The organism is Cellulomonas palmilytica, assembly GCF_021590045.1.
Classification (GTDB): Bacteria; Actinomycetota; Actinomycetes; order Actinomycetales; family Cellulomonadaceae; genus Cellulomonas; species Cellulomonas palmilytica.
Genome location: NZ_CP062221.1, coordinates 2165241 through 2188241 on the forward strand (window position 1 = coordinate 2165241; position 23001 = coordinate 2188241).

General features: G+C 75.6%; 18 protein-coding genes. 11 read left to right on the forward strand and 7 right to left on the reverse strand.

Annotation, left to right across the window (positions count from 1 at the left end; translation table 11 throughout):
• Positions 1 to 98 precede the first annotated feature (98 nt).
• On the reverse strand, positions 99 to 419 hold the full coding sequence (locus F1D97_RS09875) for an AzlD domain-containing protein (RefSeq protein ID WP_236120355.1): 321 nt from the start codon (positions 417 to 419) through the stop codon (positions 99 to 101).
• The gene (locus tag F1D97_RS09880) at positions 416 to 1162 is read right to left on the reverse strand and encodes an AzlC family ABC transporter permease (RefSeq protein WP_236120356.1); all 747 of its coding nucleotides are present in this window, start codon (positions 1160 to 1162) and stop codon (positions 416 to 418) included. The genes F1D97_RS09875 and F1D97_RS09880 overlap by 4 nt, the downstream gene beginning before the upstream one ends.
• An 81-nt stretch (positions 1163 to 1243) precedes the next feature.
• Here F1D97_RS09880 and F1D97_RS09885 point away from each other — a divergent pair, with 81 nt between their 5' ends.
• The 4 genes from F1D97_RS09885 to F1D97_RS09900 all read left to right on the forward strand — a co-directional run bounded on the left by F1D97_RS09885 (position 1244) and on the right by F1D97_RS09900 (position 5338).
• Positions 1244 to 2056, forward strand: a complete 813-nt coding sequence (locus F1D97_RS09885) for a thymidylate synthase (protein ID WP_236120357.1) — start codon at positions 1244 to 1246, stop codon at positions 2054 to 2056.
• Positions 2053 to 2571 (forward strand): dihydrofolate reductase, encoded by a 519-nt coding sequence (locus F1D97_RS09890; RefSeq protein ID WP_236120358.1) that lies wholly within the window; start codon positions 2053 to 2055, stop codon positions 2569 to 2571. The genes F1D97_RS09885 and F1D97_RS09890 overlap by 4 nt, the downstream gene beginning before the upstream one ends.
• A 90-nt stretch (positions 2572 to 2661) precedes the next feature.
• Entirely contained in the window at positions 2662 to 3579 is a 918-nt protein-coding gene (gene dapA, locus F1D97_RS09895; protein ID WP_236120359.1) for a 4-hydroxy-tetrahydrodipicolinate synthase, read from the forward strand.
• Positions 3580 to 3652: 73 nt separating this feature from the next.
• Positions 3653 to 5338, forward strand: a complete 1686-nt coding sequence (locus F1D97_RS09900) for a ribonuclease J (RefSeq protein WP_236120360.1) — start codon at positions 3653 to 3655, stop codon at positions 5336 to 5338.
• Positions 5339 to 5470: 132 nt separating this feature from the next.
• Here F1D97_RS09900 and F1D97_RS09905 read toward each other — a convergent pair whose 3' ends face one another.
• The gene (locus F1D97_RS09905) at positions 5471 to 6451 is read right to left on the reverse strand and encodes a GlxA family transcriptional regulator (RefSeq protein WP_236120361.1); all 981 of its coding nucleotides are present in this window, start codon (positions 6449 to 6451) and stop codon (positions 5471 to 5473) included.
• Between the two features lie 70 nt (positions 6452 to 6521).
• Between F1D97_RS09905 and F1D97_RS09910 the strand changes: the two genes are divergently transcribed.
• Together F1D97_RS09910 and F1D97_RS09915 are read left to right on the forward strand one after the other, a co-directional pair.
• On the forward strand, positions 6522 to 7397 hold the full coding sequence (locus F1D97_RS09910) for an MBL fold metallo-hydrolase (RefSeq protein ID WP_236120362.1): 876 nt from the start codon (positions 6522 to 6524) through the stop codon (positions 7395 to 7397).
• 87 nt (positions 7398 to 7484) lie between these two features.
• Positions 7485 to 7655: a hypothetical protein gene (locus F1D97_RS09915; RefSeq protein WP_236120363.1), complete on the forward strand. Its 171-nt coding sequence runs from the start codon at positions 7485 to 7487 to the stop codon at positions 7653 to 7655.
• Here F1D97_RS09915 and F1D97_RS09920 read toward each other — a convergent pair.
• Positions 7622 to 8611 (reverse strand): DMT family transporter, encoded by a 990-nt coding sequence (locus F1D97_RS09920; protein ID WP_236120364.1) that lies wholly within the window; start codon positions 8609 to 8611, stop codon positions 7622 to 7624. The two genes, F1D97_RS09915 and F1D97_RS09920, sit on opposite strands and share 34 nt — an antisense overlap.
• Before the next feature lie 176 nt (positions 8612 to 8787).
• Here F1D97_RS09920 and F1D97_RS09925 point away from each other — a divergent pair, with 176 nt between their 5' ends.
• Positions 8788 to 11466: a DNA translocase FtsK gene (locus F1D97_RS09925; protein ID WP_236120365.1), complete on the forward strand. Its 2679-nt coding sequence runs from the start codon at positions 8788 to 8790 to the stop codon at positions 11464 to 11466.
• A complete protein-coding gene (locus tag F1D97_RS09930) occupies positions 11463 to 13868 on the forward strand; it encodes a putative bifunctional diguanylate cyclase/phosphodiesterase (protein WP_236120366.1) in 2406 nt (801 codons plus the stop codon). The genes F1D97_RS09925 and F1D97_RS09930 overlap by 4 nt, the downstream gene beginning before the upstream one ends.
• 6 nt (positions 13869 to 13874) lie before the next feature.
• Here the strand turns inward: F1D97_RS09930 and F1D97_RS09935 are convergent, their stop codons facing one another.
• The gene (locus tag F1D97_RS09935; protein ID WP_236120367.1) at positions 13875 to 15185 is read right to left on the reverse strand and encodes a CapA family protein; all 1311 of its coding nucleotides are present in this window, start codon (positions 15183 to 15185) and stop codon (positions 13875 to 13877) included.
• A gap of 132 nt (positions 15186 to 15317) precedes the next feature.
• Here F1D97_RS09935 and pgsA point away from each other — a divergent pair, with 132 nt between their 5' ends.
• The 3 genes from pgsA to F1D97_RS09950 all read left to right on the forward strand — a co-directional run bounded on the left by pgsA (position 15318) and on the right by F1D97_RS09950 (position 16980).
• Positions 15318 to 15905: a CDP-diacylglycerol--glycerol-3-phosphate 3-phosphatidyltransferase gene (gene pgsA / locus F1D97_RS09940; RefSeq protein WP_236120368.1), complete on the forward strand. Its 588-nt coding sequence runs from the start codon at positions 15318 to 15320 to the stop codon at positions 15903 to 15905.
• Position 15906: 1 nt separating this feature from the next.
• The gene (locus F1D97_RS09945) at positions 15907 to 16389 is read left to right on the forward strand and encodes a CinA family protein (RefSeq protein WP_236120369.1); all 483 of its coding nucleotides are present in this window, start codon (positions 15907 to 15909) and stop codon (positions 16387 to 16389) included.
• Positions 16390 to 16638: 249 nt separating this feature from the next.
• On the forward strand, positions 16639 to 16980 hold the full coding sequence (locus tag F1D97_RS09950) for a helix-turn-helix domain-containing protein (protein ID WP_094179777.1): 342 nt from the start codon (positions 16639 to 16641) through the stop codon (positions 16978 to 16980).
• A gap of 107 nt (positions 16981 to 17087) precedes the next feature.
• Here F1D97_RS09950 and F1D97_RS09955 read toward each other — a convergent pair whose 3' ends face one another.
• Both F1D97_RS09955 and F1D97_RS09960 read right to left on the reverse strand, forming a co-directional pair.
• Positions 17088 to 17852, reverse strand: coding sequence for a DNA-formamidopyrimidine glycosylase family protein (locus tag F1D97_RS09955; RefSeq protein WP_236120370.1), 765 nt, complete (start codon positions 17850 to 17852; stop codon positions 17088 to 17090).
• Positions 17853 to 17861: 9 nt separating this feature from the next.
• Entirely contained in the window at positions 17862 to 22898 is a 5037-nt protein-coding gene (locus F1D97_RS09960; protein ID WP_236120371.1) for an Lhr family ATP-dependent helicase, read from the reverse strand.
• Between the last annotated feature and the right edge of the window lie 103 nt (positions 22899 to 23001).

Sequence of the window (23001 nt, forward strand, 5' to 3'; positions counted from 1 at the left end):
GGTGGGCGGGGGCCGCGTGCGCGGCCTCGTCGTCGGGCGAGGGTACAACGCGCCGGGCGTCGCGCAGGTGCCGCGGCGAGCGGCGTGGCCGGGTCGGGTCAGGACATGCCGAGCGCACGCAGGCCGGCGGCCGTCGCGGCGGCGAGCACCACCACGACGACGAACGGCGCGCGCAGCGCGAGCGCGACCGCCGCGACGGCGAGCGCGGGCAGGCGGGCGTCCGCGACGAGCGCCTGCCCCTGGGCGACGGCCTGGACCGCGACGAGCGCGGACAGCAGCGCGACGGTCACGAGCGACGCGGTGCGGGCGACGCGCGGCTCGGCGAGCCAGTGCTCGGGTACCAGGTGCCCGACGAGCTTGATCGCGAACACGACGGCGGCGCCGACGAGCACCGCGACCCAGGTGACGGTGGGGCTCACCGGCGACCTCCTTCGTCGGCGGGATCGGCCGAGCGTGCCTCGTCGCGGTGAGGCTCGGGCGCCGCGGGCGCCAGCATGCCGACGACGATCGCGATCGCGGCGGCCAGCAGCACGGGGACGCCCGCGGGCAGCACAGGTGTGGTCGCCAGCGCGGCGACGACCGCGGCGCCGCCGACGAGCCGCGCGAGGCGCGCGTGCGGCCCGGAGAGGCGCGGCCAGACGAGCGCGAGGAACGCCGCGGCCGCGGCGGCGTCCAGGCCGTAGCGGCGCGGGTCGCCGAGCGCGTCGCCGAGCAGCGCGCCGCCGAGCGTGAACAGGTTCCACAGCACGAACACGCCGACGCCCGTCCACCAGAACCCGGCGCGCGCCGCCCGCCCCGGCGGGTGCGCGGTGCCGACCGCGGTCGACTCGTCGATCGTGAGCTGCGCGGCGAGCGGCCGGCGCCACCCGTGCGCGCCGAGCAGGGGAGCCACCTGCGGGCCGTACAGGCCGTTGCGCACGCCGAGCAGCCCCGCGGTCGCGACGGCCGCGGTCGCCGTGCCGCCCGAGGCGACCACGCCGATGAACGCGAACTGCGACCCGCCGGAGAACATGAGCAGCGACAGCGCCATCGTCTGCGCGAGGTCGAGCCCCGCGGCGACCGACAGCGCCCCGAACGAGACGCCGTACAGGCCGGTCGCGAACGACACCGAGACCGCCTGCCGGACGGCCGCGCGCACCTCGTCCCGCTCCGCGTCCGTCACGCGCACAGGGTCGCACACGCGCCGCGCGCCACGGCCGGACGGTTCGCCCGCGTGGCGCGGCGCGAACGTACGATGACGCGCATGACGCAGCCGTCCGCGATCCCCACCCCCTACGAGGACCTGCTGCGGCTGGTCCTCGAGACCGGTACGCCGAAGGCGGACCGCACCGGGACGGGCACGCGGTCGGTGTTCGGGCACCAGATGCGGTTCGACCTGTCCGCCGGGTTCCCGCTGGTCACGACGAAGCGCGTGCACCTGAAGTCGGTCGTGCTCGAGCTGCTGTGGTTCCTGCGCGGCGACTCGAACGTGCGCTGGCTGCAGGAGCGCGGCGTCAGGATCTGGGACGAGTGGGCCGACGAGGACGGCGAGCTCGGGCCCGTGTACGGCGTGCAGTGGCGGTCCTGGCCGACGCCCGACGGCGGTCACGTGGACCAGGTCGCGCAGGTCGTCGAGAACCTGCGGGCGAACCCGGACTCGCGGCGGCACGTCGTCTCGGCGTGGAACGTCGCCGACCTGCCGCAGATGGCGCTCATGCCGTGCCACGCGCTGTTCCAGTTCTACGTCGCGGACGGTCGGCTGTCCTGCCAGCTCTACCAGCGGTCGGCGGACCTGTTCCTCGGGGTGCCGTTCAACATCGCCTCCTACGCGCTGCTCACCCACATGGTCGCCCAGCAGGTCGGCCTCGAGGTCGGCGACTTCGTGTGGACGGGCGGCGACTGCCACGTCTACGACAACCACGTCGAGCAGGTGCGCGAGCAGCTGACCCGCGAGCCGTACCCCGCGCCGACGCTGCGGCTGCGCAAGGCCGCGTCGATCTTCGACTACTCCTACGAGGACGTCGAGGTCGTCGGCTACCAGCACCACCCGACGATCAAGGCGCCGATCGCCGTATGAGCGAGGTCGCGCTCGTGTGGGCGCAGTCCGTCGCGGGGGTCATCGGCGCCGACGGCGCGCTCCCGTGGCACGTGCCCGAGGACCTCGCCCGGTTCAAGGCGCTCACCGCCGGGCACCCCGTGGTGATGGGCCGCGCGACGTGGGACTCGCTCCCGCCGCGCTGGCGACCGCTGCCGGGCCGGACGAACGTGGTGCTGACGCGGCAGGCGGGCCTCGAGCTCGAGGGCGCGATCGTCGTGCACGACCTGGCGGCCGCGCTCGCGGCGGCGGCCGACGCGCCCGGCGGCGAGCAGGTCTGGGTCGTGGGCGGGGGAGCGGTGTACGCGCTCGCCCTGCCGCACGCTCACCGGGTCGAGGCCACCGTGCTGGACGTGGTGGTCGCGGGCGACACGCACGCGCCCCGGCTCGCGCCGCAGCAGTGGCGGCGGGAGCACGCGGAGCCGGCGGTCGGCTGGTCGACGTCGTCGTCGGGCGTCCGCTACCGGTTCGAGACGTACCTCCGCGCGCCGGCCTGAGCCCGCCGCGGCGGTCCGCGGGACCGGGGTCCCGCTCGGAGCGTGAATAGCGCGCGGTCGGGTCGGGTCGTGCGCGGTACGGTGGGCGCCATGCCGCAGGTGACGTCGAGCTCCCGCCCGTTCGGGTCGTTGCTCTCCGCGATGGTGACACCCTTCACCCCGGACGGCGAGGTCGACCTCGACGCCGCGGTCCGGCTCGCGCGCCGCCTCGTCGACGCCGGCCACGACGGCCTCGTGCTCAACGGCACGACGGGCGAGGCGCCGACGACGCACGCGCCCGAGAAGGCCGAGCTCATCGCCGCGGTCGTCGAGGCGGTCGGCGACCGCGCGTACGTCGTCGCCGGCGCGGGCTCCAACGACACGCTGCACGCGGTGCGGATGGCCGAGCAGGCCGCCGAGGCCGGTGCGCACGCGCTGCTCGTCGTGAGCCCGTACTACTCCCGGCCGTCGCAGCCGGGCATCGTCGCGCACGTGCGCGCCGTGCTCGACGCGAGCGACCTGCCCACGATGCTGTACGACGTCCCCGGTCGTGCCGGCGTGCGCCTCGCGGACGCCACGATCGACACGCTCGCGGCCGACGAGCGCGTGGTCGCGTTCAAGGACGCGACCGGTGACACCGTGAACGCCGCCCGCCGGATCGCCCGCACCGGGCTCGCCTGGTACTCGGGGGACGACGGCCTCGTCGCGCAGTTCCTCGCGGTCGGCGCGGTCGGCGTCGTCGGCGTCGTCACCCAGGCGGCGAGCGCGATGTTCCGCGAGCTGCTCGACGCCTGGGACCGCGGCGACGTCGCAGGCACGCAGCGCGCGTACGCCGCGACGCTGCCCGTGACCGACGCGGTCAACGGCGCGGGCTTCCAGGCCGTGCACGTCAAGGCCGCGCTCGAGATCCTCGGCATGATCCCGCGTCGCACCGTGCGCCTGCCGTACGTGCCCGCGACCGACGACGAGGTCGACGCCATCCGCGACGCGCTGCGCGCCGCCGGGCTGCTCGACGCCGCCCTCACCTGACCACCGGGCCCGCACCGTCGGGCCACCCCCGCGGGAGCGCGCACCGGTCGCCCCGCCCGTCGCAGGAGAAGTCTTGAGCCACCCCCACCCCGAGCTGACCCCGCCGCCCCCGCTCCCCGAGGGGGGCCTGCGCGTCGTCGCGCTCGGCGGGCTCGGCGAGGTCGGCCGGAACATGGCCGTGCTGGAGTTCGGCGGGCGCCTGCTCGTCGTCGACTGCGGCGTGCTGTTCCCCGAGGACCACCAGCCCGGCGTCGACCTGATCCTGCCGGACTTCGACTACATCCGGGACCGGCTCGACGACATCGAGGCGATCGTGCTCACGCACGGTCACGAGGACCACATCGGTGCCGTGCCCTACCTGCTGCGCCTGCGCTCGGACATCCCGCTCGTCGGCTCGCAGCTCACGCTCGCGTTCGTCGAGGCCAAGCTCAAGGAGCACCGCATCACGCCGCTGACGCTCGCGGTGCGCGAGGGTCAGGTCGAGCAGCTCGGTGTGTTCGACTGCGAGTTCGTCGCGGTCAACCACTCCATCCCGGACGCGCTCGCCGTCGCGGTCACCACCCCCGCCGGGACCGTCCTGCACACGGGCGACTTCAAGATGGACCAGCTCCCGCTCGACGGGCGGATCACCGACCTGCGCGCGTTCGCGCGGCTCGGCGAGAAGGGAGTCGACCTGTTCATGGTCGACTCGACCAACGCCGAGGTGCCGGGCTTCGTCGCGCCGGAGCGCGGCATCGGCCCCGTGCTCGACGGCGTGTTCGCCGAGTCGAGCAAGCGCATCATCGTCGCGTCCTTCGCCTCGCACGTGCACCGCGTGCAGCAGGTCCTCGACGCCGCCGCCGCGCACGGGCGGCGCGTGGCCCTCGTCGGCCGCTCGATGGTCCGCAACATGGCGATCGCCGCCGACCTCGGCTACCTCAAGGTGCCCGACGGTGTGCTCGTCGACCTCAAGGGCGTCGACGACCTGCCCGACGACGAGGTCGTCCTCATGTGCACGGGGTCGCAGGGCGAGCCCATGGCCGCGCTGTCGCGCATGGCGAACAACGACCACAAGATCTCGGTCGGCGCGGGGGACACCGTGATCCTCGCGTCGTCGCTGATCCCCGGCAACGAGAACGCGGTGTTCCGCGTCATCAACGGGCTCACGCGCCTCGGTGCGCGCGTCGTGCACTCCGGCAACGCGAAGGTGCACGTGTCCGGGCACGCGTCCGCGGGCGAGCTCCTGTACTGCTACAACATCCTGCGGCCGCGCAACGTCATGCCCGTGCACGGCGAGGTGCGCCACCTCGTCGCGAACGGCGCGCTCGCCGTGCAGACCGGCGTGCCCGCCGACCGCGTGGTGCTCGCCGAGGACGGGGTGGTCGTCGACCTGGTCGACGGGCGCGCGTCGGTGGTCGGCGCCGTGCCGTGCGGGTACGTGTACGTCGATGGGTCGAGCGTCGGCGGCATCACCGAGGCCGAGCTCAAGGACCGCCGGATCCTCGGCGACGAGGGGTTCATCTCGATCTTCGCCGTGGTGTCGTCCGCGGACGGCAAGGTGCTCGCGGGTCCGCAGATCCACGCGCGCGGGTTCGCCGAGCAGGACGACGTCTTCGAGGACATCCTCCCGGAGCTCACGCGGACGCTCGAGGAGGCGATCGCGCAGGGTGCGACCGACACGCACCAGCTGCAGCAGATCATGCGCCGCGTGGTCGGCCGCTGGGTCTCGAGCCGCCTGCGCCGGCGTCCGATGATCATCCCCGTGGTGGTGGAGGCCTGACGCGGAGCGCAGCGGAGGTCGACGACCGCGTCAGCGGTCGGCGGCCGTAGCGGAGCGCAGCGGCAGGCCGACCGACGGTACGAGGCCTGACGCTCGGCGGCAGGCCGACCGCAGGTGCAGCGGCGGCTCGCGTCAGGGCACGGTCGTCGGCTCCGTGCGGCGGAACGCCTCGCGGTGCCGGCGCGGCGTGGTGCGCAGGTGCTCGGTGAAGTGCAGGCGCAGCGTCGCCGCGGAGCCGAACCCGGCGCGCCGCGCGACCTCGTCGACGGTGAGCTCCGTGGTCTCGAGCAGCGCCCGGGCGCGCGCGAGGCGCTGCTGCACGAGCCAGAGGCCGGGGCTGACACCCGTGCGGTCGCGGAACCGGCGCGTGAACGTCCGGCGCGCGACGTGGACCTGTCGCGACCACGTGTCGAGGTCGATCGGCTCGTCGAGCCGGTCGAGCGCCCAGTCGATCGCGCGGTCGACGGGGTCCTCGCCCGGGTGGCGTGAGACGGGCGCGGGGATGAACTGCGTCTGCGTGCCGTCGCGGTGGGGTGCGAGCACGAGGGCCCGCGCGACGGCGTCGGCGAGCGCGACGCCGTGGTCGGTCCGCACGACGTGCAGGCACGTGTCCAGCGCGGCGGCCACGCCCGCCGACGTCACGACGTCGCCCAGGTCGCTCCACAGGATGTCGGAGCGGACGGTCACGGCGGGGAAGCGGCGGGCGAGGTCCGGTGCGGCGTGCCAATGGGTCGCCACGGTGCGGCCGTCGGCGATCCCGCTCGCGGCCACGAGGTAGGCGCCGAGGCACAGCCCGACGACCCGCGCGCCGCGGACGTGCGCGCAGCGGACCGCCGCGACGAGGGCGGGGCTCGGGTCGCGCGCCGGGTCCCAGCTCGGCAGGACGACGGTGTCCGCGTCCGTGAGCTGCTCGAGCCCGTGGTCGACGACGACGTCGTAGCCGGCGCTCGTCGCGATGCGCCCGGGCTGCTCGGCGCACACGACGACCTCGTACCCCGTCTCGGGGGCGGTGCCGCCGCCCGACGCGAACACCGCGCTCGGCACGGCGAGGTGGAACGGGCTCATCCCGCCGAAGGCGAGCACGGCCACGCGGTGCGGTGCGGTGACGGTCATGGCCCGATCCTAGTGATGTGTGGCATCCAGGCCACTCGTCGGGCGGCTGGCAGCGCGCGAGGGTGGAGCCATGACCACACCCACGGACGCACGGACCGTCTTCCCCGCTCCGACCACCCGACCCGCTCCGACCACCCGACCCGCTCCGACACCCGCGGCCGCCCCGACCGCGTCGACCCACCGTCGGGTCGAGGTCACGTGGGTCGGTGGCCCGACCCTCCTGCTGCGCTACGCGGGCGCGACCCTGCTCACCGACCCCACGTTCGACCCGGCTCCCGCGCAGTACCCGGGCCGCGTCGTCCTGCACAAGCTCGTCGGCCCGGCGCTCACCCCGGCCGAGCTCGGGCCGGTCGACGTCGTGCTCCTGTCGCACGACGAGCACGCCGACAACCTGGACGTCGCCGGTCGCGCGCTGCTGGCCGACGTCCCGACCGTCCTGTCCACGACCGGGGCGGGCGGGCGGGTGCCCGGCGTGCGCGGGCTCGAGCCGTGGGAGCACGTCGACCTGGACCTCGGTGACGACGGCGGCGTGCGGGTCACGGCGGTGCCCGCGCGGCACGGTCCGGAGGGCAGCGAGCCGCTGAGCGGACCGGTCGTGGGCTTCGTCCTGGAGGCCGCCGGCCGGCCGACGGTCTACGTGTCCGGCGACAACGCGTCGCTCGACGTCGTCGACCAGGTGGCGCGCCGGTTCCCGACGATCGGTCTCGCGGTCCTGTTCGTCGGCGGCGCGAACGTCGGCCGGTTCGGCGACGAGCCGCTCACGCTCGACGCGCGTCGCGCGAGCGCCGCGGCGGACCTGCTCGCCGGTGCGCGCGTCGTCCCCGTCCACCACAGCGACTGGGCGCACTTCGTCGAGCCGCTCGACGCTCTCGTGGCCCGGTTCGAGGCGGGTGGTCGCCGCGACCGCCTGGTCCTGCTCGACCGCGGCGTCCCCACGCCGGTGTGACGTGCGCGACCGGTGGGAGCCGGCCCGCGTGCCTCACTCCGCGAAACGGCGTCCGCGCGCCGGTCCGAGCCGCTACCGTCGCGTGCCATGAACCTCCCCGCGTGCCCGCTGTGCCAGAACGCCGAGTACGAGCAGCAGCAGGAGCGCACCGACGGGCGGTGGGGCTTCACCACGCACGTCAAGACGCTGCTGATCTGCACGCGCTGCCGTTACGTGCTGACGTTCTACGACCGGAACTCGATCTGGGACTTCGACTGATCAGGCTCCTGGTCCCCGGGCTCGGGGTCGACCTCTGAGCCGACCTCCGAGTCGACCTCTGACAGGGCGTCCGCCGCGTGCGCCAGACCCGTCGGTGCGGGCGCGGCGCCCGTGCGGCGCGACGCGGCGGCCGAGCCGACGAGGATGAGCGCGGTCGCGGCGACGACGGCGAGCGTGAGCGGCTCGTCGAGCACCAGTGCCCCGAGCGCGACCGCGACCACGGGGTTGAGGTAGGCGACGAGCGTCGAGCGGGCCGCGCCCACCTCGGCGATGAGCCGGAAGAACAGCACGAACGCGAGCGCGGTGCACACCGCCCCGAGGAGCGCGAGCGCGAGCAGCGCGTCGATCTCGGGGCGCGGGTGCGGGGCCTCGAGCACGACGACCGGCAGGTAGACGAGGGCCGTGAGGCCGAGGCATGCGGTCGTCAGAGGGATCGGTGGCACGTCGCGCAGCCGCCGGTCGGCGACGATCGGGGCGACCGCGTAGCCGAGCGCGGCGAGCAGCACCTGGGCGACGGCCCACGGGTCGCCCCCGGCGGCACCCGGCCCGAGCAGCAGGGCGACGCCGCCGAGCGCGACGGCGAGCCCGGCCCACCGCACGAGCGCGACGGCCTGCCCGTCCACGAACCGGCCGATCACGACCGCGAGGATCGGGACGGTCGCGACGAGCAGCCCGGTGGTCGAGCTCGTGAGCGTCCGCTCGGCGTTGGACAGCAGGATCCACGGCCCGACGATCTCGAGGGCCGCGAACATGACCAGCGGCCACCAGTGGCCCCCCAGCGTCCGGAACCCGCCGGCGCGCGGCACGAACGCGAGCAGGAGCAGAGCGCCCAGCCCCGTGCGGGCGAGCACGACGGTGGCCGGCGTGACCTCCTCGACGGCGACCTTGATGAGCAGGTACGGCACGCCCCAGATCACGCCCATCGCGACCAGCAGCGCCCAGCCTCGTCTGGTCACGGGTGCCTCCTGCCGGCCTCGCGCGGCGAGCGCGGTTCGCTCGGGGCCACCGTAGGGCGAGGGTCCGACACAGCCGTCCGCGCCCCGGCTCGTCCGCCCCTCGACGCCACCCGCGCGGGCGACACGGCACCGCGCCATCCCCGTCGGCGGGCGTGGGTCCGGCTACCGTGAGGACCATGGCGACCCGTACGACCCCACGGTCGCGCTCCGGCGCGCCCGCAGCACGGTCCGCCGGCACGCGATCGGGCTCGGGCGCACGCCCCAAGCAGACGGGCACGCGGCCGGCGGGCCGCTCCGCCGCGCCCGCGAAGCCCTCGCGCCCGGCGCTGCCCGTGCGGATCGTCAAGGGCGTCTGGATGGGCTCGGCGCACCTTCTCGGCGGGGCCGCGCGCCGCGTCGGGCGCGACGCGCGCGACCTCGACCCGGCGCATCGTCGCGACGGGCTCGCGTTCACGATGCTCGGGCTCGCGGTCGTCGTCGCGGCGCGCGAGTGGTGGTCGATGTCGGGCACCGCGGGCGGCGTCGTGCACAACGTCGTCGCGGGCACGTTCGGCGTCGTCGGGGTGGTCGTGCCGATCCTGCTGCTCGCGACGTCGATCCGGCTCATGCGCCACCCCGACCGCGTGCAGGCGAACGGGCGCATCGGCATCGGCCTCGCCGCGATCCTGCTCGCGGTGTGCGGCCTGGTGCACGTGTTCCAGGACCGTCCGGGCACGGACGACATGGAGGCGGTGCGCGACGCGGGCGGCATGCTCGGCCTGATCGTCGGGACGCCCCTGGTGACGCTCGTGACCGTGCCGGTCACCGTCGTCCTGCTGTTCCTGCTCACGTTCTTCGGCCTGCTCGTCGTCACCGCGACCCCCGTGCACCAGGTCGTGCCGCGCCTGCGCGCCGTGTACCGGCGCCTGACCGGCCAGCACGACGAGGCCGCGGGGGAGGACGACGACGCGCCGCTCGTCATCAACGCGGGGCACACGGCGGTCGAGGAGCCCGAGGAGCCGCCGCGCCGGCGCCGCGGCCTGCGCCGCCGCAGGGCCGAGCGCGCCGCCGCGGTCGGCGAGGCCGCGCTCGACGAGTACGAGGCGGACGAGGCGTTCGTCCGCGCCGCCGTCGTCGACCCCGTGGCCCCCGACGACGAGGAGCGCGCGACCGCGCCCGACGCGCCGACCGAGCCCACCGCGGTCGTCGGCGCGACCGGCGCGGCCCCCGCGCCCGCGAAGCCCGCCGCGCTGACGGCGCCGCCGACGACGGGCGTCCCGCGCGGCGAGCAGCCGATGCTCGGCGGCGACGTGGTGTACCTGCTGCCGTCGGAGGACTCCCTCGCGAAGGGTCCGCCGCACAAGGTCCGCTCGGCCGCGAACGACCGGGTCGTCGAGTCGCTCACGAGCGTGCTCGAGCAGTTCGAGATCGACGCGAAGGTCACGGGCTTCACGCGCGGCCCGACCGTCACGCGCTACGAGGTCGAGCTCGGCCCGGCCGTGAAGGTGGAGCGCGTCACCGCGCTGTCGAAGAACATCGCGTACGCGGTCGCGTCCGCCGACGTGCGGATCCTGTCGCCGATCCCGGGCAAGTCCGCGATCGGCATCGAGATCCCCAACACGGACCGCGAGACCGTCGCGCTCGGCGACGTGCTGCGCTCGTCGGCCGCGAAGCGCTCCGACCACCCGATGATCATCGGCGTCGGCAAGGACGTCGAGGGCGGCTACGTCGTCGCGAACCTCGCGAAGATGCCGCACCTGCTGGTCGCGGGTGCGACCGGTGCCGGCAAGTCGTCGTTCGTGAACTCGATGATCGTCTCGATCCTCATGCGCTCGACGCCCGACCAGGTGCGCATGGTGCTGGTCGACCCCAAGCGCGTCGAGCTGACGATCTACGAGGGCATCCCGCACCTCATCACCCCGATCATCACGAACCCCAAGAAGGCCGCCGAGGCGCTCGAGTGGGTCGTGCGGGAGATGGAGGCCCGCTACGACGACCTCGCGATGTTCGGGTTCAAGCACGTCGACGACTTCAACGCCGCGGTCCGGGCGGGCAAGGTCAAGCCGCTGCCGGGCTCCGAGCGCAAGATCGCGACCTACCCGTACCTGCTGGTGATCGTCGACGAGCTCGCGGACCTCATGATGGTCGCGCCGCGCGACGTCGAGGCGTCGATCCAGCGCATCACGCAGCTCGCGCGTGCGGCCGGCATCCACCTCGTGCTCGCGACGCAGCGTCCGTCCGTCGACGTCGTGACTGGTCTCATCAAGGCGAACGTGCCCTCGCGCCTCGCGTTCGCGACGAGCTCGCTCACCGACTCGCGCGTCGTGCTCGACCAGCCCGGTGCGGAGAAGCTCATCGGCCAGGGCGACGCGCTGTTCCTGCCCATGGGCGCCGCGAAGCCCATGCGCACGCAGGGCGCGTGGGTCGCGGAGTCCGAGATCCACGCGGTCGTCGAGCACGTCAAGACCCAGCTCAAGCCCGTGTACCGCGAGGACGTCGCGCAGGCGGCGCCCAAGAAGCAGGTCGACGAGGACATCGGCGACGACCTCGACCTGCTGCTGCAGGCCGCGGAGCTCGTCGTGACGTCGCAGTTCGGGTCGACCTCGATGCTGCAGCGCAAGCTGCGCGTCGGCTTCGCCAAGGCGGGACGTCTCATGGACCTGCTCGAGTCGCGCGAGATCGTCGGGCCGTCCGAGGGGTCGAAGGCGCGCGAGGTGCTCGTGCAGCCCGACGACCTGCCGGGGACGCTCGCGATGCTGCGCGGCGAGCCCGCCGACGACGGCCCGCTGCCCGGCGACGAGGGCATCCCCGTCGCGACCGACTACCACGACGACCTCGAGGACGAGGGCCAGGACTGGTCCGGCGGCAGACGGTGACCCTCGCGCGAGCACTGACCGGTTCGTCGCCCGCGGCGCTGCTCGCCGAGACCGACGACGCCGTGGGGCTCGTCTCGCTCGTCATCGCCGCGATCGCGGTGGTCGCGCTCGTCTGGGTGCTCGTGCTGCTCGCCCGCCAGCGCCGTGAGGTGCACCGCGCGAACGACCTGCTCGACCTGTCGCGCGAGCTGCGGCACCGGTACGACGCGCTGCAGGCGGTCACCAAGGAGGGCGTGCTCGTCGTCTCGCTGTCCGGCACGGTGCTCGACATCTCCGAGCGCGCCGCGACGATCCTCGGCGTGGAGCCGGAGGCCGCGGTCGGGCGCCACCTCACGGACCTCGCGGTCGTGCTGGTCAACGAGCAGGGGTTGGCGATGAACCCCGCTGCGGTGCTCGGGTACCGCACGGGACGCGCGGGGTACACGGTCGACTCGCAGCTCGTCGGCGTCGCGGTCGCGAGCCCCACGGGGACGCAGGCGCGCATGGTGCAGGTCGCGAGCCAGCTCGTCGCCGCGGCTGACGGCGACGCGCCGGCGGTGCTCACGACGCTCGTCGACGTCACGGGCTCGCGGCAGGTCGAGGCGGCGCTGTCGCGCTCGGAGACGCAGTTCCGGGTCGCGATGGAGAACGCACCGATCGGCATGGCGCTCGTCGACCTCGACTGGCACGTCGTCGAGGCCAACGCGGCGCTCGCGGAGCTGCTGGGCACGACGGTCGACGCGCTGCGCGGCTACCCCATGGAGGCGCTCGGGACGCCGGAGTCGCGCGCGAGCGAGCGCCTCGAGGTGGACCGGCTGCTCGGCGGCGGGCAGCACCGGTTCTCGGTCGAGAAGCGCTACCAGCGCGCGGACGGCCACCTCGTGTGGGTCGTGCTCGACGCGGCGCTCGTGCGCTCGCCCACGGGCGAGCCGGACCACTTCGTCGTGCAGGTCCGCGACTCGACCGAGTCCAAGCTCCAGGCGGAGATGCTCACGCACCGCGCGATGCACGACCCGCTCACGGGCCTCGCGAACCGCACGCTGCTGCAGGAGGTCCTGCAGTCGGTGCTCGAGCAGCCGGGCGTGGTCGACCGCGTCGCGGTGCTCGCCTGCGACCTCGACGGGTTCAAGGAGATCAACGACCGGTACGGGCACGCGGCGGGCGACGAGGTCCTTGTGCACGTCGCCGGCGTGCTGCGGGCGGCCACGGCGCGGCGTGGGACGGTCGCGCGCCTGGGCGGCGACGAGTTCGTCGTCGTGGTGCAGGACATCGACGGGCCGCGGGCCGTGTTCGAGGTGGCCGCCGCGATCCACGCCGGCCTCGCGGAGCCCGTGCGCGTCGCGCGCCGCCGCATGCAGGTGGCCGCGAGCATCGGTATCGCCCTCGCGGACCCGGACACCGTGCAGGGCGGCGCGCCCGGGCTCCTCGCGGCCGCGGACTCCGCGCTGTACCGCGCCAAGGCCGCGGGTCGCGGGCGCACCGAGGTCTACGACCACTCGATGGACCGGTCCTCGAGCGTCGACCTGCTGCGCGAGCTGACCGAGGCGCTCGAGGACGACGAGCTCGTCGTGCACTACCAGCCGATCGTCGACCTCGCGGACGGGCGCGTCGTCGGGTACGAGGCCCTGGTGCGCTGGCAGCACCCGTACCGGGGGCTGCTGCTGCCGTCCGCGTTCCTGTCGCTCGCGCAGGAGGCGGGGCTTGCGGTGCCGCTCGGGCAGCTCGTCGCGACGAAGGTCTGCGAGTTCGTCGCGTCCGCGCCGGACCGCACCACGTGGGTGTCCGTCAACGTGTCCGCGGACCAGCTCGGTGACGGGGAGTTCGCCACGACGCTGCTCGCGGAGATCTCGCGGCACCGGCTCATGGCGGGGCGCATCGTCGTCGAGCTCACGGAGTCCTCGCTGGTGGCGTCCGGGACGCGCATCCGCCACGAGCTCACGCAGCTGTCCGCCGCGGGCGTGCCCATCCTGCTCGACGACTTCGGGACCGGCGTCTCGCCGCTGTCCTACCTGCGCGACCTGCCGGTCGCGGGCGTGAAGCTCGACATGTCGTTCACGTCGGGCATCCCCGACGACCCCACCGCAGGCAAGGTGGTCCGCGCGCTCGGGGCGCTCGCGCGCGAGCTCGCGATGGTCACGATCGCCGAGGGCATCGAGCACGCCGAGCAGGCCGAGTACCTGCACCGCAACGGTTGGCGGTACGGGCAGGGCTGGCTCTACGGGGGAGCGCAGCCGGCCCCCGGCTCGCCGGAGGCCGCGGCCACGGTGCCGTTGCCCGGGGTCGTGCGTCGGCCCGACCCGGCGGCCCGCCCCACACCTGTCGCGCCGCCGCTCGCCGGGATGGCTGCGCCGCACCGGCCGGCGCAGCCCCACGGCGCGCGCCCGCACCCTGGCCCCGCGACGTCACCGACCGAGCACGCCTGACCCGCGTCAGGTCGGCCGACGCACCACCACGGGGGCGTCGCCGGTCGGCGTCACGGGTGCGGTGCGCTGCGGCGCCTGGTTCCCGGCCGCCTCGGTGACCCGCTCGAGTCGCGCGGCGACCTCGCCGGCCGACAGCGTCGCCGTCCCGTCGGGGATGTCGGCCAGCGCGTGCACGCGGTGCCCGCTCGTGCGGTCGACCGTCACCGCGGTCCACTCGACGCCCGTGACGCGCACCGGTCCGGCCCGGCGGCCCTCGGCGCCGAACGCTCCGGGACTTCGCACGTGCGCCGTGAGGAGCAGGCCCGAGTCGGTCTTCGGGGAGCAGCACGCGCCGTCCTGGTTCGACAGGTAGTTGCCCAGGCCGTACGCGACCCACATGCCCGAGCCGTCCGGGCCGCCGTCGAGCCGCACGACGGGCTGCGGCACGTGCGCGTGGTGCCCGATGTACAGGTCGATCTCGCCGGAGTCCGCGAGCTGCTGCGCGATCTCCTGCTGCTCCGCGGTGGGCGCGGTCTGGTACTCGACGCAGCAGTGCACGCTCGCGACGACGAGGTCCGCGCCCGCCGCGCGTGCGTCCTTCGCCTGCGCGATCATCGTCGGCACGTCGATGAGCGTGACTGACCACGGCTTGTCCGCGTCGACCGGCATGCCGTTGGTGCCGTACGTCGCGGCGACGTGCGCGACCGTGATCAGCTGGCCCGCGCGCTCGAGCGTGTACACCTGCGGTGCGGCCGCCTCGGCCTGCGTGCGCGCGGTGCCCACGTGCCCGAGCCCCGCCGCGTCGAGCGCGTCGAGCGTGGCGCTCACGCCCGCGAAGCCGCGGTCCACCGAGTGGTTCGACGCGGTCGAGCAGCCGTCCCAGCCCTGCGCGGCGAGCCCCGCGACGACCTCGACGGGCGCGCCGAAGATCGGGTACCCGCTCGGCTTGGTGCCCGGCGGGGCGACGGGCACCTCGAGGTGGCACAGCGCGAGGTCCGCCGCCTGCACCCACGGCGTGAGCGGTGCGAGCAGCGGCTCGAAGTCGACCGTGCCGCCGGTCGTCGCGGACCTCACGACCGGCTGGTGGGGGAGCACGTCGCCGGTCGCGACGATCGTGAACTCGGCGTCCGGGTCGGGCGTGGGCGACGGCGTCGGCGTGGGGCTCGGCGTCGCGGCGGTCGTCGTCGCGACGACCTGCGCGCCGTCCCCGGAGGAGGCCGACCCCTCCCAGGGGCGCAGCGCCGCCGCGGCGGCACCGACGCAGGACACGACGAGCACGAGCGTGGCGAGCGCCACGGGCAGCGAGGACCGTCGGGGGCGTCGGGCGTGGCGGGTCACACGCGGGACCCTAGCCGCCGTCGCGGTGGGTCCGTGACCTCGCGCGCGCGTGCCGCGGCGAGTCCACCCGGTCGCCGCGCCACGCGTCGCCGGTGACCGGGCGAGGCGCGCCGACGACCTAGGCTGTCCGGCGTGAGTCCCGCACCGCAGCCGACGTGGAACCTCGCGAACGTGCTGACGGTCGCGCGCGTCCTGCTCGTGCCCGTGTTCGTCTGGGCGCTGCTCGCCGAGGGCGGCGAGAGCGTCGGGTACCGGCTGCTCGCGGCCGGCGTGTTCGCGGTCGCCGCCGTGACCGACCGGATCGACGGCTGGTACGCGCGTCGCACCGGGCAGGTCACCGACTTCGGCAAGCTCCTCGACCCCATCGCCGACAAGCTGCTCATCGGCGCGGCGCTCGTCGTGCTGTCCGCGCTCGGCGAGCTGCCGTGGTGGGTCACGGTCGTGATCCTCGTGCGCGAGCTCGGGATCACCGTCATGCGGTTCTTCCTGCTGCGGTACGTGGTGCTGCCGGCCTCGCGCGGCGGCAAGCTCAAGACGGTGCTGCAGTCGTTCGCGATCGGGCTGTACGTCCTGCCGCTGTTCGCGATGCCGGACGCCGTCGAGGTGGTCGCCGCGGTCGTCATGGCCGCGGCGCTCGTCGTGACCGTCGTGACCGGGCTCGACTACGTGCGTGCCGCGGTGCGCATCCGGCGTGCGGCGCCCGTCCCGCCGGGGATCTGACGTGCCCGCGGCCGAGGCGCTGCGCGCGCTGACGACGCACGGCTGGACCCTCGCGGTCGCCGAGTCCCTCACGGGCGGGCTGCTGAGCGCGCGTGTCGTCGACGTGCCGGGCGCGTCGGCCGTGCACCGCGGGGCGGTCGTGGCGTACGCGACCGACCTCAAGGGGTCGCTGCTGGGCGTCCCGACAGCGCTGCTCGACGCGGTCGGCGCGGTCGACCCGGACGTCGCGCTGCACATGGCCGAGGGGGTGCGCCGGCGGTTGGGTGCGGACGTGGGCGTCGCGACGACCGGCGTCGCCGGGCCCGACCCGCAGGACGGGCACCCGCCGGGGACCGTGCACGTCGCCGTGGTGACGCCGCTGCGGCGCGAGGTCCGCTCGCTGCGGGTCGCGGGCGACCGCGCGCAGGTGCGCGAGCGCAGCGTCGAGGCGGCGTTGCGGCTCGTCGTCGCGCTCGTCGAGGGCGACGACCCCGCAGCCGGGTGAATCCTCGCGCGCGTCGCGACGTGCCCCGCCGCCGTCGGGAACACGGGGACCTGGTCCGACGTTGGACGAGGCGTGATGAACACTCGCCCCCCGGCACGGCGTCGTCCCGCGCGTGTCAGCGGGGCACGGTACGGTGACAGGGTGTCGGTCGACAGGCTGCCGGCACGCGAGGGTGGACGAGAGGCGGCTCACGGGTTGTCCCGTGCGGTCGGTCCTCGGGTGACGGACGAGACGAGAGGGGGAGCCCCGATGATCGTGCTGCGTCGTGAGATCGGCGACGTGCTGCGGGATGCGCGTCAGCGCCAGGGCCGGACCCTTCGTGAGGTCTCGTCGGCGGCGCGGGTCTCGCTGGGGTACCTGAGCGAGGTCGAGCGGGGGCAGAAGGAGGCGTCGTCCGAGCTGCTGCAGAGCATCTGCGCCGCTCTGGACGTCCCGATGTCCCTCGTCCTGCGCGAGGTGAGCGACCGTGTCGCGGTCGCCGAAGGCCTGCTCATCCCGGACACCGTTCCGGCGGAGCTGGCGGCGTCGATGGGCTGCACGGGCGAGGGCGGCTGGGCCCGTCCGCGTTCCGAGCTCGCCCCCATCGGCTGACGTCCCGCGCACCCGGCCCTGCTGGGTCGGGGCACGGGCACGCCCGTGCGTCGGTGCGACGGACGTGCGCGCGGTCGACGAGGACCGCGCCGCGCTGACGCGCCGGTTCACGACGCAGGGCGGGCCTGGCAGCGCGGGCAGAAGAAGACCGGCCGCTCCATCGGTGGGCGACGAGCCGGCGCGACGGCGATCGGTGTGCCGCACCGCGTGCACGGGCGCCGCAGCCGGCCGTGCACGCGCGAGTCGGGACGGCCCGAGAGCACCGAGCGCTGCATCAGGCGCCGCGCGACGACGTAGAGGCGCCCCGGCTCCTCGACCTGGTCGGCGGGCGTCCAGGGCCACAGCCGCAGAGCGAACAGCGACTCCGCGCAGAAGATCGTGCCGAGCCCCGCGGCGACCCGCTGGTCCAGCAGCACCTCGGCCGCGGGTGTGGGGCCCTGCGCGTGCCAGCGCCGGAGGATCTCGTCGAGGTCGAGCTCGTCGGCGAGGACGTCGGGCCCGAGGTGCGCGACCAGGCGCCGCTCGTCGCGCGTCGGCACCACGTCGAGCATCCCCAGGAGCCGGCCCAGCGCGGTCCACCGGTCCGTCGCGAGGACCGCGCGGATCTCCGTCGCGCGCGCCGCGGCGCGCGGCGTCCCCGTCGCGGCGACCCGCCACATGCCCTCCATGCGCAGGTGCGTGTGCAGCGTGCGCCCGTCGTCGAACCGCGTGAACAGGTGCTTGCCGTAGGGGCGCGTCCCGAGCACGGTCCGCCCGACGAGGTCCACGCCCGCGGCGGACGGCCAGCGCAGCTCGGCGCGCACCAGGACCTGCCCGGCGAGCGCGTCGTCCAGCCGGGTCGCGGTGCGTCGCAGCACGTCACCCTCGGGCATCGTGCACCCTCACGACCCCAGCCGCAGGCCGCGCGGGGTCGTCGAGAACCCCGCCGCGACGAGCGCGCGGCCCACACCTGAGTGCGCGGCACCGTCCGCGAGCACCGCGGCGCCGTCGATGCGCGTGATCGTCAGACGGCCCGTGCGCGGCACCACGGCGGCCAGCCCGCGCGCGGCGGCGTCGAGCGCGTCCTCGTCGGCGGCGAACGACAGGACCGTCCGGCCGCCACGCTCGACGTACAGCACGAGTGCGCCGTCGACGAGCACCACGAGCGAGCCCGCCTTGCGGCCCGGGCGGTGCCCCGCACCCTCGGCGGCGCCCATGGGGTCGGGCCACGCGAGCGCGCCGCCGTACGGGTTGGCCGGGTCGGTCGCAGCGAGCACGACGACGAGCGCACCGGAGCGTCGAGCGGCGTCCCGCGACGCGCGCGCCGTGTCCCGTGCGGAGTCCCACGCGGGATCGGCTGTCCGGGCGCCCTCGGTGCGCTCGTCGGCGCGCTCCTGCGCGAGCTGGACGGTCGACGCGTCGGCCCGCAGCTGGTCGACCGCACCCGGCAGGGCGAACTGCGAGCCCCCGAGCCGCTCGACGAAGTACCCGCGACGCACCTGACCGCCGTGCTCGAGCGCGCCGAGCACCCGGTAGACGTCGCCGAACCGGGAGCCGATGCCCTCGAGCGGGGCCACGGCGCGCGTGAGGACGCCGTGCCGGTCGAGCAGCTGCGCGGCGAGCGCGTGGGCACGCAGCGTCGGGTCGCCCTCGCGGGCGGGCAGCAGCGACCAGCGTCCCGCCGCGCTGCCGTCGGCCCGCGGGCGCGCGACCGGCGCGCCGCCGAGGCCGCGCAGCCCGAGCCGGGGCCGCAGCGGGCGCCCACGCGGGGGCGCGCTGCGCGTGCGGTGAGCGGTGGTGCCCGAGCCGAGCCACGCGCGCAGCGGTGACAGCGAGTCGTTGGTGACCAGGCCCGCCCACACGAGGTCCCACAGCGCGGCCACGACGTCGCGCTCCGTGACCAGGAGCGGCTCGGTGGTCGTGCCGCCGGCCTCGTCCGAGCGCTCGGCGCCCACCTGCTCGAGCCGGTCGCGCACGCGCGCCGTGAGCGCGCCGACGAACCACGCGCCGCCGTCGCCCAGGGCGTCCAGCACCGCGACGTGCACCGCGCTCGTCGTCGCGACCTCGTCGTGGGGCGGGAGAGCCGCGAGCGTGAGGTCGGCGACAGCGGCGGGGTGCAGCGAGACCGTGCCGTCGTGCCCGGGCAGGGCCGCGTGCCCGGCCCACACGACCTCGCCCGCGGCCGTGAGCTCGTCGAGCATCTCGGGTCGGTAGTCGACGACGCGAGCGGGCAGCACGAGCGACTCGAGCGCCGAGGCGGGCACCGCGAAGCCCGCGAGCTGCTCGACCACGCGCGCGACGCCGTCGACGCCGCGCAGCCCCGCCGCGCCGCCGCCGAGCGTGGGCGCGACCGACTGCCAGCGGGGGAGGAACACCCCGAGCGCGCGCGGGTCGACGGGCTCGACCTGCGAGCGGAGCGCGGCGAGCGAGCGCCGGCGCAGCGTGCGCAGGACGTTCGCGTCGCAGTACTCGTCGCCCGTGCCGCCCAGCTCGGTGGGGCGCAGGCGGCCACGCACGAGCACTCCCGCGTCCTCGAGGCGGCCCAGTGCCTGCTGCGCGACCGCGACGCCCCAGCCGTGGTGCGCGGCGAGCGCGGCGGCGGTGAACGGCCCGTGCGTCCGCGCGTACCGGCGCACGAGGTCGCCCACCGGGTCGGGGAGGACCTCGGTGAACGCCTCCGGGACGCCTACGGGCAACGCGACGCCCAGCGCGTCGCGCAGCCGGCCCGCGTCCTCGACCGCCGCCCACTGCCGTGCGCGGTGCGGCGCGACGCCCGCGAGCCGGACCTCGATCAGGCGCCGGGCGTCCGCGAGCTCGGCGAGCCACGCGGGCACGTGGTCGTGGACCTCGGGGGCGGTGCGGGTCAGCAGGTCCGCGACCGGCAGGGGGCCGTGGCGGCGCACCGTGTCCGCGAGCTGCTCGAGCGTCGTCGCCTGCCGGTCCGGCGCGCGGCCCGACAGCTCGGCCTCGGTGTCGAGGACGGCCTGCGGGTCGAGCAGGTCGGCGAGCTGGGACTCGCCGGACCGGCCGAGCAGCTCGGCCAGCAGGGTGGGGTCGAGCGTGAGCGCGGCCGCGCGGCGCTCGGCGAGTGGCGCGTCGCCGTCGTAGAGGAACTGCGCCGTGTAGCCCAAGAGCAGCGACTGCGCGAACGGCGAGGGTGAGCGCGTGGTGACCTCGACGACGCGCACGCGGCCCGCGGCGACGCCGCGCATGAGCTCGGCGAGCGCGGCCGTGTCGAAGTCGTCCTGCAGGCACTCACGCGTCGCCTCGAGCAGGATCGGGAAGTCCGGGTACTGCGCCGCGACGGACAGCAGCTGCGCGGAGCGCTGCCGCTGCTGCCACAGCGGGCTGCGCCGGTCGGGGCGGCGGCGCGGCAGCAGGAGCGCACGACCGGCGGCCTCACGGAACCGCGCGCCGAACATCGCGGACGACCCCAGCTGGGCGCGGACCTGCGCCACGACGTCGTCGGGGTCGACCAGCAGGTCCTCCAGGTCGAGGCCGGGCGCGTCGCCCCCGGGGTCCCGGCGCTCGTCCCACAGCGCGTCGAGCTCGGCGTCGAGCGTGTCCGGCAGCCGCAGGACGATCCCGTCGTCCGAGTGCATCGCGGCCGCGTCGACGCCGTACCGCTCGCGCAGCCGTGCGCCCAGCACGACCGCCCACGGTGCGTGCACGCGCGCGCCGTACGGCGAGTGGATGACGACGCGCCAGTCGCCCAGCTCGTCGCGGAACCGCTCGACGACGACCGCGACGTCGCTCGGCACCACCCCGGTCGCGGCGACCTGCTCGCGCACGTACGCGATCAGGTTGTCGGCCGCCCACGCGTCGAGCCCGGCGGCGGTCGCGGCGAGACGCGCGTCCTCGTCGTCCAGCGCGGCGAGCTCGCGCACCCACGCGCCCATCGCGCGGCCGAGCGCGGCGGGCCGGCCCGGCGAGTCGCCCTTCCAGAACGGCAGTCGTCCGGGCACGCCGGGCGCCGGGGAGACGAGCACGCGGTCGGAGGTGATCTCCTCGATGCGCCAGGTCGACGAGCCGAGCGTGAACGTGTCGCCCGCGCGCGACTCGTAGACCATCTCCTCGTCGAGCTCGCCCACGCGTCTGCCGCCGCGCGTGCGGCCCGCCGAGATCTCGGGGTCCACCGCGACGCCCGGGGTCGCGGCCGTGGGGGACGCGAGGAACACGCCGAACATGCCGCGGTCGGGGATCGTGCCGCCGCTCGTCACGGCGAGCCGCAGCGCGCCCGGACGGCCCACGAGCACGTCCCGCACGCGGTCCCAGACGAGCCGTGGCCGCAGCTCCGCGAACTCCTCGCTCGGGTACCGGCCCGCGAGCATGTCGAGCACCGCGCGCAGCGTCGCGTCGCCGAGGTGCGCGAACGGCGCCGCGCGCCGCACCACGCGCGCGAGCTCGTCGACGGGCCACTCGTCGACCGCGACCATCGCGACGACCTGCTGCGCGAGCACGTCGAGCGGGTTGCTCGGCACCGAGAGCGGCTCGAGCTCGCCCGTGCGCATGCGCTGCGCCGTGACGGCCGCCGCGACCAGCTCGCCGCGGTACGTCGGGAACACCACGCCGCGGGACACCGCGCCGACCTGGTGACCCGCCCGGCCGATGCGCTGCAGACCGCTCGCGACGGACGGCGGCGCGCCCACCTGCACGACGAGGTCGACCGCGCCCATGTCGATGCCGAGCTCGAGCGAGCTCGTCGCGACCACCGCGGGCAGCGCGCCCGCCTTGAGCTCGGACTCGGTGCGCGTGCGCTCCGCGCGGCTCATCGACCCGTGGTGGGCGCGCGCGAGGATCGTCGACGGGTCGCGAGTGTCGACCCCGACGCCCGTGCCGGACTGCCCGGGCACCGCGGCGGCGTGCAGCTCGCCCGGGTCCGGGACGTCCAGGCCGGTGCGCTGCGCCCAGACCTCGTTCATGCGCGACGTGAGGCGCTCGGCGCCGCGCCGCGAGTTGGTGAACACGAGCGTCGAGCGGTGCTCGGCGACGAGGTCGACCACGCGCTCCTCGACGTGCGGCCACACGGACGCGCGGCGCTGCGGGCGGTCGGCGTCGCCGGACAGGTCCGCCGCGGCGGCCGCCGACCACGCGTCCGGGCTTCCGGCGCCACCCGCCCCGACCGTCGCACCGCCCGACGCGCCGGGGTCCGCCGCGGACGCGAGGTCCGTGAGGTCGGGCACGGGTACGACGACGTCCACCGCGATCTGCTTCGTCGTGGGCGGCTGCACGACGACGACCTCGCGCCCGCCCTCGCTGCGCGGCCGGGCGCCCGCGAGGAACGAGGCCACCGCCTCGACCGGACGGACCGTCGCGGACAGCCCGATGCGCTGGGCGGGTCCGGAGCCCGACGCCTCGAGCAGCGCGTCGAGGCGCTCGAGCGACAGCGCGAGGTGCGCGCCGCGCTTCGACCCCGCGACCGCGTGGATCTCGTCGAGGATCACGGTGTGCACGCCCGCCAGACCCGCGCGCGCGGCCGACGTCAGCACCAGGTAGAGCGACTCCGGCGTGGTGATGAGGACGTCCGGCGGCCGGGTCGCGAACGACCGTCGCTCGGCCGGTGGCGTGTCGCCGGTCCGCGTGCCGACCGTGACCTCCGGCAGGTGCGCCCCGAGCCGTGTCGCGGCCTGCCGGATCCCGACGAGGGGCGAGCGCAGGTTGCGCTCCACGTCGGTCGCGAGCGCCTTGAGCGGCGAGACGTACACGACCCGGCACCGGCGGGTCGGGTCGTCCGGCGGGCTGCTCGTCAGGAGGCCGTCCAACGCCCACAGGAACGCCGCGAGCGTCTTGCCGGAGCCGGTGGGGGCGACGACGAGGGCGTGCCGGCCGTCGGCGACCGCGTCCCAGGCGCCGACCTGCGCGGTGGTCGGCTCGGCGAACGCGCCGGTGAACCACGTGCGGGTCGGCTCGGAGAACCGGGTGAGCACCACGCCCGACATCGTCGCAGGCCGCGCCCACAGTCGCCGCCCGCGCGGGCGCGCGGCCGACGGTCGGCGCACCGCCGCGCCGGGAGGTCTCGCGACTCACAGCGGGCCGCGCGCG